General features: G+C 43.3%; 12 protein-coding genes. 9 read left to right on the plus strand and 3 right to left on the minus strand.

Annotated features, from left to right (window positions below; translation table 11 throughout):
- The first annotated feature begins 85 nt into the window (after positions 1-85).
- Positions 86-703, plus strand: a complete 618-nt coding sequence (locus OCU77_RS18805; protein ID WP_048897856.1) for a putative ATP-dependent zinc protease — start codon at positions 86-88, stop codon at positions 701-703.
- Between the two features lie 73 nt (positions 704-776).
- On the opposite strand, the gene OCU77_RS18810 is transcribed toward OCU77_RS18805, so the two are convergent.
- A complete protein-coding gene (locus OCU77_RS18810; protein ID WP_048897857.1) occupies positions 777-1,268 on the minus strand; it encodes a hypothetical protein in 492 nt (163 codons plus the stop codon).
- Between the two features lie 299 nt (positions 1,269-1,567).
- Between OCU77_RS18810 and OCU77_RS18815 the strand changes: the two genes are divergently transcribed.
- The 8 genes from OCU77_RS18815 to OCU77_RS18850 all read left to right on the plus strand — a co-directional run bounded on the left by OCU77_RS18815 (position 1,568) and on the right by OCU77_RS18850 (position 10,965).
- Positions 1,568-2,503: a LysR family transcriptional regulator gene (locus OCU77_RS18815; protein ID WP_048897858.1), complete on the plus strand. Its 936-nt coding sequence runs from the start codon at positions 1,568-1,570 to the stop codon at positions 2,501-2,503.
- A 193-nt stretch (positions 2,504-2,696) separates the two neighbouring features.
- Positions 2,697-3,806 carry an NAD/NADP-dependent octopine/nopaline dehydrogenase family protein gene (locus tag OCU77_RS18820; protein ID WP_107302654.1) on the plus strand — a complete coding sequence of 370 codons (1,110 nt, stop codon included), beginning with the start codon at positions 2,697-2,699 and terminating at the stop codon, positions 3,804-3,806.
- A 64-nt stretch (positions 3,807-3,870) separates the two neighbouring features.
- Positions 3,871-5,277 carry a YfcC family protein gene (locus OCU77_RS18825; RefSeq protein ID WP_048897859.1) on the plus strand — a complete coding sequence of 469 codons (1,407 nt, stop codon included), beginning with the start codon at positions 3,871-3,873 and terminating at the stop codon, positions 5,275-5,277.
- A 424-nt stretch (positions 5,278-5,701) separates the two neighbouring features.
- Positions 5,702-8,152 carry a DmsA/YnfE/YnfF family dimethyl sulfoxide reductase gene (locus OCU77_RS18830; RefSeq protein ID WP_048897860.1) on the plus strand — a complete coding sequence of 817 codons (2,451 nt, stop codon included), beginning with the start codon at positions 5,702-5,704 and terminating at the stop codon, positions 8,150-8,152.
- A 10-nt stretch (positions 8,153-8,162) separates the two neighbouring features.
- Positions 8,163-8,780 (plus strand): DMSO/selenate family reductase complex B subunit, encoded by a 618-nt coding sequence (locus OCU77_RS18835; RefSeq protein WP_048897861.1) that lies wholly within the window; start codon positions 8,163-8,165, stop codon positions 8,778-8,780.
- 1 nt (position 8,781) lies between these two features.
- Positions 8,782-9,624 carry a DmsC/YnfH family molybdoenzyme membrane anchor subunit gene (locus OCU77_RS18840; RefSeq protein ID WP_107302653.1) on the plus strand — a complete coding sequence of 281 codons (843 nt, stop codon included), beginning with the start codon at positions 8,782-8,784 and terminating at the stop codon, positions 9,622-9,624.
- A gap of 86 nt (positions 9,625-9,710) precedes the next feature.
- Positions 9,711-10,331, plus strand: coding sequence for a TorD/DmsD family molecular chaperone (locus tag OCU77_RS18845; protein WP_107302652.1), 621 nt, complete (start codon positions 9,711-9,713; stop codon positions 10,329-10,331).
- 1 nt (position 10,332) lies between these two features.
- Positions 10,333-10,965: a ferredoxin-type protein NapF gene (locus tag OCU77_RS18850; RefSeq protein ID WP_107302651.1), complete on the plus strand. Its 633-nt coding sequence runs from the start codon at positions 10,333-10,335 to the stop codon at positions 10,963-10,965.
- Positions 10,966-11,045: 80 nt separating this feature from the next.
- Here OCU77_RS18850 and OCU77_RS18855 read toward each other — a convergent pair whose 3' ends face one another.
- Both OCU77_RS18855 and OCU77_RS18860 read right to left on the minus strand, forming a co-directional pair.
- Entirely contained in the window at positions 11,046-12,413 is a 1,368-nt protein-coding gene (locus tag OCU77_RS18855) for a TrkH family potassium uptake protein (protein WP_048897863.1), read from the minus strand.
- Positions 12,410-13,072 (minus strand): potassium channel family protein, encoded by a 663-nt coding sequence (locus tag OCU77_RS18860; protein ID WP_048897864.1) that lies wholly within the window; start codon positions 13,070-13,072, stop codon positions 12,410-12,412. Before OCU77_RS18860 ends, OCU77_RS18855 begins: the two co-directional genes overlap by 4 nt.
- Positions 13,073-13,229 lie beyond the last annotated feature (157 nt).

The raw sequence follows: 13,229 nt of genomic DNA on the forward strand, positions 1-13,229 counted from the left end.
GACATTCTGTTATATGTGGGTTGGTGTTGAACGCTTATCACGCATATTATTGAAATAATACCAAAATAAAAATAGGTGTAAGTGAATGAAAAAAGTCGCGGTAGGTCTTTTTGCTATTTTACTCGCAGGGTGTGCACAGCAACAAGCGATACAAGAACCAGTAAAACCTATACCTGAAACAGAAAAGCCGGCAGATGTTAAGCCGACAGACCCAGATCTAAAACCTGAGATAGCACCAGAGATCAAGCCAGAGGTGAAACCAGACGTTAAGCCTGAGGTAAAACCAAAGCCGAAACCAAAACCTAAGCCAGTGACTACAACGAAAGACGGTAAGTTGATTTTGGGCGCGCAAGAGTTTGTGTGGTTGGGTGCAGCAAAAGCACATGTAAAGGTAACGGTTGATAGTAAAGCCAAAATGTCTACGATTGGTGTCTCAGATATTCAAGAGTTTGAGCGAGATGGGAAAGATTGGGTGAAAATCAAAGCGGGTAAAGAAGAAGTTGAATTACCTGTAGAGCGTTGGGTTAAAAGTAATAAAGAGCGCTTGCCTGTTGTTAAAGTACGAACACGCTTAGCTGATTTAAATGAACAAACCGAGTTCATATTGGTGAAAGGTAAGGGGGTTGTACTGGGTGAGAACTTTACACGTGATGTTGCTGTAATTGACGCAAAACGTAAGTTTGTGCAGCCTAAATCGAAATAGTCGTTTTTAAGCAAAAAGAGCTCTGTGAGCTCTTTTTCATTTTTGGCTTTAAGCAACAGCTTGGAACTGAGGATTAAAATGTAAAGGTCATGGCGATATTGAGATTTGGAGACAAATCATGCGGGATAAAAGTGGTGGATGATCTGAAAGTATTGAGATCGCCACCTGCACGTAAGCCTATATTAGGAGTAACTTGGAAAATATACGATGCCCCAATACTAACGCCTTTACTTGCTTTCGTTTCTTCATTCCCTGATCGATTTTTTTTACCGTCGTAATCGGCTAATCCCAATTCAATTTGTAAGCCATGAATTTTAGAGGCTCCGAACATGTGTTGAGCCCCGATACGGTAGGTATCCAACCTTTCATCGTAGTTGAATTTATTATATTCAGTGCGGCTGTAGCTAACAAAGACAGCATCGAAACCTAAAGTGTCAGTTAAGCCTGCCTGTAAACCAAACCCGTTGTATGCTCCAATTTTAACTTCCGGTGAAAGGTGAATGTCTGCCAGCGTAGGTGTGCTGCTTAATGCTGAAAGCGTAAGCGCAAGGACGAGTTTTTTCATTATTTACTCACTATATGTAATTCAGTACATTTTTTTTAATGCAATAGATATAAAGCCTCCTTGCTTCATACGGTTTCTGCTCATGGCTATATTTTGATGAGATTATTTTAATCAGGGGTTAGTGCTGCGACTAATTAGCTATGGTTATGAGTGTGTTGAATGAAATTAATCAGACGTAAACTTTATTTTATTTGCATGAAGTGAATAGTAATCACAGATTACACATTGTGTAAAAGCTCTCAGTTCATAGGTTTGGTAATCTGCCGATCTCTTTATATTGCGCCTGAAAATAAACTTTTATGAAATTGTCCCAATTAAATGCTTTCCGTGCCATTGTCGAATGCCAGACGGTGACTGCAGCTGCTGAACGCCTTAACTTAAGCCAGCCTGCTGTGAGTAGAGTCTTAGCGGGATTAGAAGATAGATTGGGCTTTAAGCTATTCACGCGGCAACGTAACCGATTGATATTGAGTGATGAAGGGCAAGCTTTTTATTTAGAGGTAGCGAAAGTCTTTGATGCCGTGTCAGGTCTGGATAATGCAGCTGATTCGATTCGGTCACATCATTTCGGTACCCTGAATATTGCAGCTATGCCATTATTATCCAATGCATTTCTCCCTCGTATTCTTGCGAGTTTTTTAAAACAATCTCAACAGTTAAAAGTGGGTTTTAAAACTTACCGTTCTGAAGATGTGATGCGTCGAGTACAAAGCCAAACAACAGATATTGGTTTTGCTTTTATTGACGAACCACTCGCGGGAGTGAAAGCGCAGCGTGTGGAGTGTGAATGTGTGTGTTTATTACCCAGTGACTCTCCGCTAGCGAAAAGAAACTGCATTGATATTTATGACATTGCTGATCAGGTGGTGATCCGCCATGAGAAGGATATTACTCAGCGACGTATAGATGCCCTATTAAGACGCTATGGTTTATCCACTATAGAACATATTGAAGTGTCATTGGCAAGTACGGCTGCAGCACTTGTCCGTGAGGGAATAGGTATCGCAATAACTGATCCTTTTACGGCACATATGGCAAGTGAACATCCAGCGGTCGTAATGCGGCCACTTGTGTTTGGATTACCGTTTGAATTCGATATTTTATACCCAGCTTTAAAACCGATTCATCGTCACGCCGAACATTTCATTGAACAATTTTTACTACTTGCTGATGAAATGAATATTTACCTTAAAATTGGCCCAATGCGCGATCTCGATATTAGCGATAATGTGTAAAGTCACATTATTGCTGGGTTTCGGTAATAGCGGGGGGTGAATGTTAAAGTGTAATTTATCAGTTGCTTAGGTGTGCTTTATTGAGTAACTATTACTTTTTTGCATACCAGTAGTAAAGTGATGCATTGGCGAGAAGCACGAAGAATTCCTTAATCTGGTTTCAGGAAAAACAACCAGATTAAGGACACAAAACATGGCTCCTCAAGTCTCTATTATTGGCTCTGGCAATGCTGGACTTACAGCGGCTTACCACTTTTCTCTTCAAGGCGCGAACGTATGCTTATTTGGTGCAAAAGGCTTTGATCAGCCGTTAGCTGATATTGAAGCTCGCGGCGGTATAGAAGCGTTATCTTCATTTAATGATGTTCCCCTCACGTATGCAGGCTTTCAAAAAATAGACAAGGTGACGCGTGAATTAAAAGAGGCAATTGCCTACTCAGATTTACTTATTTTACCTGTCCCATCGTTCGCTCAAGAGCCGCTGTTTATTGAGATGTTGCCGCATTTACGTGATGGACAAATTATCATGCTAATGCCGGGCAACTATGGCTCATTGGTACTCAACCGTATCAAGCAAGATCAAGGTTATGCGGATCTTGATATTACCTTTGTGGATGCTATCTCAATTCCTTGGGCAACCCGAATTGTCGGCCCTGCTGAACTTGCCATTTTAGGCATGAAAGAGTTTCTACCTGTTGCAGCATTACCCGCAAGTAAAACGCAAGAGGCGATTGCTCGTTTGCAACCTGTAATGCCATTGCCTTTGACTGCGCTAGATAACGTAATTAGTGCAGGATTGGAAAATATCAACTTTGGCGGCCACCCATTGTTAACCACATTAAATATGGGATTACTAGAAAACTATGATGGCCAGTTTAATTACTACAAAGATTGCTGCTCTATTTCTACAGCAAAAGCTGCTGCCGTTATGGAACAAGAACGTCAGGCTGTGGGTAAAGCATTAGGTTTAACGCTGACCCCAGAACTTGATGCAATGAATGCGTTATACGCAATGGAGTGTGAAACCGTTTATGAAGTTAACCGTACATCTGAAACACATGGCAAGTTAAACAGCGCACCAAATTCAGCGGGAAACCGCTATATCACGGAAGATGCCGCTTTCTTATTGGTACCGTGCTTTGAGTTTGGTCAGCTGGCTGGCGTAGCAACGACCATGGTGACCTCTTGTTTACACATTGATAATGCTTACAACGATACAAACTATTTTGAGCAAGGGCGTACCTTAAACAAAATGGGGCTTTCGGGCATGTCAGTTCAAGAAATCATGGATTTCGTTGCATAAAAAGAAGGTGGATAACCACCCAACGTGGGGCGGATAAATCGCCCCACACAATAAGGACATCATAATGAAAAAACTAAAATTTCCTTCTGCCTACACAATTTTAATGATCCTGACGGTTTTGATGGCGGTACTGACGTGGTTGATCCCTGCAGGCCAATATCAAATGGAGAAGAATGAAACACTCGGTCGTATGGTGCCACTCGTAGGTTCATACCAAACCGTAGAAGCAAACCCTCAAGGTGTGGTCGATGTATTAATGGCACCGATTCAAGGTTTTTACGACCCTAGTAACTATGCTGCTCGTGCTGTTGATGTTGCTTTGTTTGTACTGGTAATTGGTGGCTTCCTTGCGGTTGTTACCCGTACTGGCGCGATTGATGCGGGTATTGCTGGCACAATGAAACGCCTTAACGGTAAAGAAAAATGGATGATCCCAATCCTTATGGGGTTATTTGCAATGGGGGGGACTGTGTACGGCATGGCTGAAGAAACAATCCCGTTTTATGCTTTATTGATCCCCGTCATGATTGCGGCAGGTTACGACAGCATCGTTGGTGTTGCTATCATCATGGTCGGTGCGGGTATTGGTTGTTTGGGATCAACTATCAACCCATTTGCAACTGTGATTGCATCGAACGCAGCTGAAATTAACTTCATGGAAGGTCTGTGGCTACGCGTTGCTATCTTGGTGATTGGTTGGCTAGCTTGTGTATTCTATGTCATGCGCTATGCGGAAAAAGTAAAACGCGATCCGTCACAGTCGCTTGTTGCACACCAAAAAGAAGAGAATGAACGTCATTTCTTACACAGTAAAGAGCAAGAAGCGCCAGAACTGACGGGTACTCGCAAAGCTGTCTTGGCCATTTTTGGGGCAACTTTTGCAGTCATGATGTGGGGGGTGTCGGTTGCTGGCTGGTGGATGGCAGAGCTCTCAGCATTGTTCATTGGCGCAAGTATTGTGGCTGGCTTAGTCGGTAAACTGTCTGAAACTGAACTGACTAATAGTTTTGTTGATGGTGCGCGTGATTTGCTTGGTGTGGCGCTTATTATTGCCATCGCGCGTGGTCTGGTTGTAGTGATGGACAACGGGAATATCACGCATACCATTTTGAATTATGCTGAAGGTTTATTAGGTGGTTTGCACCAAGTAGCGTTTGTGAATGCGATTTATTGGGTAGAAGCGGTACTGTGTTTGGTTGTGCCATCATCATCAGGTTTAGCCGTACTTTCTATGCCAGTACTGGCACCTTTAGCTGACTTTGCTGGGGTGGGGCGCGAGCTTGTCGTAACGGCATTCCAATCGGCGTCTGGTTTACCTAACTTAGTTACACCAACATCGGGCGTTGTCATGGGTGGTTTGGCAATTGGACGTGTCGCTTATTCGTCATGGCTTCGCTTCATTGGCCCGCTGTTGGTGTTTTTGACTGCGATGGTGATGGTACTACTGAGTATAGGAACAGTTTTAAGCTAGTCGTCTTACTATCAGTATCGTTAGTATTATATGCCAATTAGCCGTTATGAAATGCAATGACTGATAACAAATATATGCTTGATAAGTGAATATATATTGCAATGTTTGTTTTGGCATAATGGGAAAACGTTGAAGTCATATTGAAATGAAGAAACAGCTATCGTAACGGTAGCTGTTTTTTTTATGTGAAAATTAAGGAGTAAGGAGGTGATAATGCGATTTAATCCCGATTGATAATAGTTTTCAGGCAGCAATAGCGTGCTTTTACATGCTTTTTTCTGTAGGCATAAAAACATGATGCTTATCACGTGTGCTTGTAAGCTTATGCACTTCTCATTCATTTGTTGACGCTTATCAATAACCATAAAGAGGTATGTGAACAAAATTGACACCATTATAAATAATAATTTATGAGCGATGTGTCATGACTAATAAATATAAAGAAAATCTCATTCCAAAACTTACGCGGAGGGGGTTTATTAAGTCCTCATCTGTCGTTGGAGGTTTAGCCGCGGCCACAAGTGCAATTACTTTGCCCTTCAAATCCAGTAGTGTTCAGGCGAATGATAAAACTCCAGCAGAAGAAAAGGTCGTCTGGAGTGCTTGTACAGTAAACTGCGGCAGCCGCTGTCCTTTACGTATGCATGTGGCTGATGGTGAAATCAAATGGGTCGATGCTGATAATACTGGCACCGATGATTACGCCAACAAAGATGTGCAAGTACGTGCTTGTTTGCGTGGTCGCTCAATGCGTCGTCGTGTCTATAATCCTGATCGCCTAAAATACCCAATGAAGCGTGTTGGTAAGCGTGGTGAGGGCAAGTTTAAGCGCATCTCTTGGGATGAAGCCTACAACGAAATTACCAATAGCATTAAGAGTATTAAAAAAGAGTATGGTAATGAGGCTTTCTACCTGAACTATGGTACAGGAACGTTAGGTGGGACGGTGACTAAGTCATGGCCTCCTGGTTCAACCTTGATTGCACGCTTAATGAATCTGACTGGCGGTTATCTGAACCACTACGGTGATTACTCAACAGCACAAATTGCTAAAGGTCTGAGTTATACCTACGGTGGCTGGGCAAACGGTAACTCTTTTTCGGATACAGAAAACAGCAAACTGATCGTGCAATTTGGTAATAACCCCGCTGAAACACGTATGTCTGGCGGTGGCTTGATTCACCATTTAATGGAAAGTAAGGCGAAATCTAACGCCAAAATGATCATGATAGACCCTCGCTACAATGACACAGCAGCAGGGCGAGAAGATCAGTGGATCCCAATCAAACCGGGTACCGATGCAGCATTCATTTCTGCAATGGCGCACGTAATGATTAAAGAAGGTTTAGTTGATCAGCCATTCTTAGATAAATACTGTGTTGGTTATGATGAAAAAACGTTGCCGACTTCAGCGCCTGCAAACAGTGACTACAAATCTTACATTTTAGGTTTGGGTGAAGACGGCGTAGAAAAAACACCCGAATGGGCTGCACCTATCACAGGTATTCCTGCCGATATCATTATCAAAACTGCCCGCGAAATTGGCTCAACCAAACCTTGTGCTATTTATCAAGGCTGGGGTTTACAGCGTACTCAGAATGGTGAAATTGCTTCTCGTGCCATTGCCATGTTGGCCTTGCTAACGGGTAACTTAGGTATTCATGGTGGCGGCTCTGGTGCGCGTGAATCGGATTACAATATTCCATTTGTCCGTTTCCCAACCCTGAAAAATCCTATCGAAACGTCGATCTCTATGTTCCTTTGGACTGATGCCATCGTGCGCGGTCCAGAAATGACGGCAATACGTGATGGTGTTCGCGGTAAAGATAAGCTTGATGTGCCAATCAAATTCATTTGGAACTATGCAGGTAACTGTTTGATCAATCAGCATTCAGACATCAACCGTACCCATGACATCCTTCAAGATGAAAAAGCGTGTGAGATGATCGTCGTGATTGATAACCACATGACGTCTTCGGCGAAGTATGCAGACATTGTCTTGCCTGATTTAACTACGTCTGAGCAAGCTGACTTTTGTATGGATGGTAAAGCGGCCAACATGCCATATTTCATCTTTGCTGATAAAGCGATTGAGCCTCAGTTTGAATCACGTGGTATCTACCAAATCTGTGCGGATTTAGCAGAGCGTTTGGGGGTAGGTGAAGCCTTTACTGAAGGTCGTGATCAAGAAGGTTGGCTACGTCACTTGTATGCAGAAACCTTAAAGTTAGATCCAACATTGCCAGACTTCGAAACCGTGCGTCAACAAGGCATTGTGAAACGTAGCGATCCTAATGGTCACTATGTGGCTTACCAAGCCTTCCGTGAAGACCCAATTAATAATCCATTGAATACGCCGTCAGGTAAGGTAGAGATTTACTCGGAAGCCTTGGCAGACATCGCGGCTGAGTGGGAATTGCCTGAAGGTGATGTAATTCACCCATTACCAATTTACGTGAGTACTTCTGAGGGTTGGGATTCTCCTAAACGTGCAGAGTTCCCGCTGCAGTTAACGGGCTTCCACTACAAAGCCCGCTGCCACTCGACTTATGGCAATGTCGATATTTTGAAGCAAGCAGCACAGCAAGAAATGTGGATTAATCCATTAGATGCTGAGCAGCGTGGGATTAAAAATGGTGATCGTATTCGTATCTTCAATGATCGTGGCGAAGTACGTATCAACGCCAAAGTAACGCCTCGTATGATGCCAGGAGTGGTCGCGCTAGGTGAAGGTGCATGGTATGCACCAGACGGCCAAAAGGTTGACCATAATGGCTCAATCAACGTGTTGACCTCGCAAAAACCAAGCCCATTGGCGAAAGGTAACCCTCAACATACAAACCTAGTTGAAGTTCAACTAGTGAAAAAGGCGTAAGGACTGAATCATGAAACAATATGGTTTTTATATTGACTCGAGTAAATGTACAGGTTGTAAAACTTGCCAGCTTTCTTGTAAAGATGTGAAAGACTTGGGTGTCGACAGAAGCTTTCGCCGTGTATATGAATATGCTGGCGGTAACTGGGTAGAAGAAAACGGCACATACCGCCAAGATGTTTTCGCATATTACACCTCTATTGCCTGTAACCACTGTGATGAACCTGCGTGCGCCAAAGTGTGTCCATCAGGTGCGATGCATAAACGCAAAGAAGACGGCTTTGTTATTGTTGATGAAGACGTTTGTATTGGCTGTAAGCACTGTGCCAATGCGTGCCCTTATGGCGCACCACAATTTGATGCAGAACAAGGTCACATGACCAAATGTGATGGCTGTTATGAACGCGTAGCGGAAGGCTTAGAGCCTATTTGCGTTGGTTCATGTCCACTACGTGCGCTTGAATTTGGCCCTATTAGTGAACTGCGTAAAAAATATGGCACAAATGCTGATGTTGCACCGCTTCCTTCTTCATTAATTACCAAGCCTAATATCGTGATCAAGCCTAATCGTCATGCACGCCCAACAAATGACACCACTGGTCACCTAGCGAATCCGAAGGAGGTTTAAGATGAGTTATCATGAATTGTCTTTAGTGCTATTTACAGTGCTGGCACAGACTGCAGTTGGCGCGTATTTAATTATGACGCTTGCAAATTTGATGACAAATTCACGTGTTGATGTGAAAAGCAAAATCACGAGAAATATGTTTTTTGTGTGGGTTGTAATGGGGTTGGGTTTTGTTGCTTCATCAACCCACCTTGGTAGCGCAATGCGCGCAATGAATGCATTAAATCAAGTGGGTAGCAGCTGGCTATCTAACGAGATCCTGACGGGAGCCATGTTCTTTGCTTTTGGTGGTCTTTATTGGTTGTTAGAAATGCTGAATAAAGGCACTGAAAGTGTACGTAAAGGCTTGAAAATAGCAGGTATGGTGGCTGGTGTTGCCTTCATGTATTCAATGATGAATGTGTACTTAATTGAAACGGTTCCAACATGGGATACGCCTTACACCAGTTGGTCTTTCCTACTGACGATGGCTGTTGTGGGGGCCATTTTTGCGTCAATCTTGATGCATAATGCGCAGTTTGAAGATGCGAAATATACACGTGGCCTTCAAGGTCTGGTGGTTTCCTCAATTATTGCGAATATTGTCGTGACGTTGTCACAAATGGTGGCGTTAGGTGAGATTCAATCTTCTGTCGTGTCGGCAAAAGACCTAGTACCGAACATGGCAATGTTGCAAGGTAGCCGAATTGTACTGCTTATTGTTGGTGCTGCGATTGCGCTGACTGGTATCAATCGTATCAAGGGCAGTGTTGCCTTGCCTGTTGTGGGGTTAGCACTTGTGCTAGTGGCTGAATTACTGGGGCGTAATATTTTCTTTAATCTTCACATGACAGTTGGGCTGTAACTGTCACGCTACGTGTAAAGTATTAACCATTGAGTGCTGAGGGGGGGCTTTCCCCCTCATTTTTAAGTGAACTACCGAGTTACCTTATGCAGAACGTAAATGACACATCAACTGAACTAAGCCTTGCCGATGTGAATGCAATGAGCAAAATTTTTGGTTCATTATTTTATTTTCCACTAACTCACGAAAACAATCAGGCCATTATTACGCTGCTCAAAGGCTGTGATGATTTAGAGCATAATGGCTTTGCCGATTTTGTTCATGCAGTCGAGTCTGACACAAATGATGCACTTAACGATGATTTTTTCTTGTTGTTTGAAGGCGGAGAAACCATGGTTGCGCCCCCGTGGGGATCGGTTTATCTAGATAAAGAACAGGTTGTATTTGGTGATTCAACAGTACGCTTACGTCAGTTTTTAAGAGCAAACAATATTGAATTAGACACAGGAATGCGTGAACCTGAAGATCAATTTGGCTTAATGTTGTTTGCTGTGAGCCAGCTGATTGAACAGTCCCAAGAGCCACTGATTGTAGAGCGCTTATTGACCGATCACTTGTTACCTTGGTGTTTACGCTATCTTGAATTGGTTGAAAAGCATGCTGCAACCAACACTTATCAGCATTTAGCTGCTTTAGTGAAAGACTGGTGCTTGTCGATACAGGATGCATGGCAATTGAAGCCGCTATCATTAAAGGTTTATCGCTAAGATGGCAGAAAAGGACGAGCGTTATTACAAAGCCTATATGGAACATAAAACCATTAGTCGGCGTGGTTTGTTTCGTGCTTTCACATCGGGTACCAAGAAGGCATCGGCTGACTCGTCATCGGTAAAAGCATCAGCAGATCAAAATGTGGTCACCAAACAGCTAGATGCACGTCAAGTTATCAGAGTGGTAGCACGTCCACCGGGCGCCATTGAAGAAGTGCTTTTTCAGAAAATATGCACGGGTTGTACAGAGTGCGAATTGGCCTGCCCAGAAACGATCATTCATGTTGAAAGTGGTTTAGCACAATTAGATATTGATTACGGTTATTGCAGCATGTGTGGTGAATGCCAAAAAGCTTGCCCGACAGGGGCGTTACACGCTAAGAAGCTACAGGATAAGCAAAACGACACCGAACTTAGGCCGAGTTTCAGTACCAACTGTCAGAACCGTTTATTTGGTGAGTGTGAACTGTGTGCCGAGCAATGTCCTCATCAAGCGATTTCTATCGCCGATTTTTGCTTGCCTGAATTGGATCAAGCGAAATGTGATGGTTGCGTAAGGTGTAAGCAAGCTTGCCCATTCTCTGTGATAACAATGAATTTACTACCGTTTCCAGCCATGTTTGATTGGTAATAGTGGGTTTCATTGTAGAGATGTAAAGCGCGACGCATTATTCATGTGTCGCGCTTACATTTTGTATGCTGACTGTAAAGTTAGCCGGCGAACACATTGCCTTCTGGGTATTTAAGTTTAGACGGCTTTGGACGCGCTAACATGTATGCCAGCGTTAATGGGCCTATACGGCCTGTAATCATCACCACCACCATGATGAACTTTCCAGGTTCAGATAACTCAGCTGTTAATCCGCCAGAAACCCCAACAGTGGCAAATGCCGAGATGGTTTCAAACATGATAGAAACAAAGCTGGCTTTTTCTGTAATCATAAGAAGAAACATGGCGCACGTTAGCATTAAGCCACTGACCACAATAATGGCTAGACATTTAGTCACTGTATTGGTTGCGATAGTACGTTTAAACAAAGACACATGATTACGTTGACGTAAAAAAGACCAGGTTGCCGTCATAGCAACAACAAAGGTCGATACTTTAATACCACCGCCCGTTGACGTAGACCCCGCACCAACTAGCATTAACAAGATCATGATTAATATTGTCGGGTGGGTGAGTTGCGATAAATCGACACTATTAAAGCCTGCGGTGCGCATGGTGGCAGACTGAAAGAAAGCTGCAAGCCATTGCTGGCCAGTGCTTAGGTTAGCAATGGTTGCTGGATTGGTGTTTTCGAGCAGCCAAAACATCAGGGTACCAAAGAGCAACAAGCAAGGCGTCGCAATGAGCATAATCTTGCTATGAAGTTGCAGGTGCTGAAAACCACGATGACTATTTCGGTGTATATCTGAAACCACCGTAAAGCCCAGCCCGCCAAGAATAAACAGGCTAGCAATGGTCAGAAGCACCAAAGGCTCATGATTAAATTGGCTTAAACTGTCTGAAAATAGCGAGAAACCAGCGTTGTTGAAAGCTGATATTGAGTGGAATAATGCAGTGAATAAGCCTGTTTTCCAGCCCATTTCTGGGACCCAGCGATAAGCCAAAACAATAGTGCCAATCAATTCGATGGTAAAAGCGAAAATGACAATATGCTTGATGAGCTGGTGCAAATTAACAACTTTGTTTTGCCCCAGCGCTTCTTGCGTTAATGACTGTTGCCGTAAACTCAAGCGTAACCCGAACATATAGAGCAAAACAGCTGATAAGGTCATTTGCCCTAGACCACCAATTTGCATCAAAACAAGTAATAACACTTGGCCAGATAAGGTGAAATGGCTACCCGTATCGACAACCCCAAGCCCTGTCACGCTGATAGCTGAGGTTGCTGTGAATAGGGCATCCATAAAACTTAACCCACTGACCGAGAACACGGGCATGGTCATCAATGCCGCAGCTGGCAGCAAAATACACAAAAAACTGACCAGTATGATTTTAGGCTCAGACCAGCGTTCGCCCCGTTTAGGTGTTTTTAGGGGGATGTAAAGCCCATGGTTTGGTAAGCGTTTCATAAACGTTTTAACTGTTTAATCAGTTCTTTTTCAGGTCCTGCGACAATTAAAATGTCGCCAGTTTCTAAGTAGGTCGTGCAAGGTAAATCTTTACGAATGTCAGGGCCACGCTTTAGCGCTAATAACTGCAAGTCTTTACTTTGGCAGCAGGGGTGTTGCTGAATCTCTTTGCCTAAATGGCTGTGTGACACAATGACTTCAGCGATGGCAAGCCCACTGCCTAAATCCAGTACATCGAAAATGCGGCTATCGAGCATATTGCAAGCAATACGGATCCCCATTTCTCGCTCAGGCATGATGACTTTATCTGCGCCTATTTTTTGCAATATTTTGGCATGATGCTTGTCTTTAGCTTTTACCCACACCGTTTTTACGCCAGCTTCTTTCAGCACTAAGGTGGTGAGAATGCTAGCATTAACATCTTCACCTATAGATACCATCGCCATGTCGTAATCATGCAGCTCAAGCTCTGCCACTGTTTGTTCATCTGAACAGTCAGCAACAACGGCTTGAGTTGTAATGTCCGCCGCTTTTTTCACGCTTGGCTCGTGAATATCGATGGCAAGCACTTGTGCACCATGGCTTGATAATTCTTCACAAAGCGCCATACCAAAACGACCAAGTCCAATCACTGCAAATTGTTTTTCTTCTGGGTTCATAATTCAATATCAAAGAGAAACACATACCCAAAAATATGAGCTTAGACGCGTAAATGCAATCCATATCGCGTATTAATTTTGATGCTTATTAGTTATACAAAAAAAATTCTTGTACAAGAGTGATCCATTTTCTACTCTTAGTTGTACAAATGGTAAA

Origin of the sequence: Photobacterium swingsii (assembly GCF_024346715.1) — a bacterium.
Taxonomy (GTDB): Bacteria; Pseudomonadota; Gammaproteobacteria; order Enterobacterales; family Vibrionaceae; genus Photobacterium; species Photobacterium swingsii.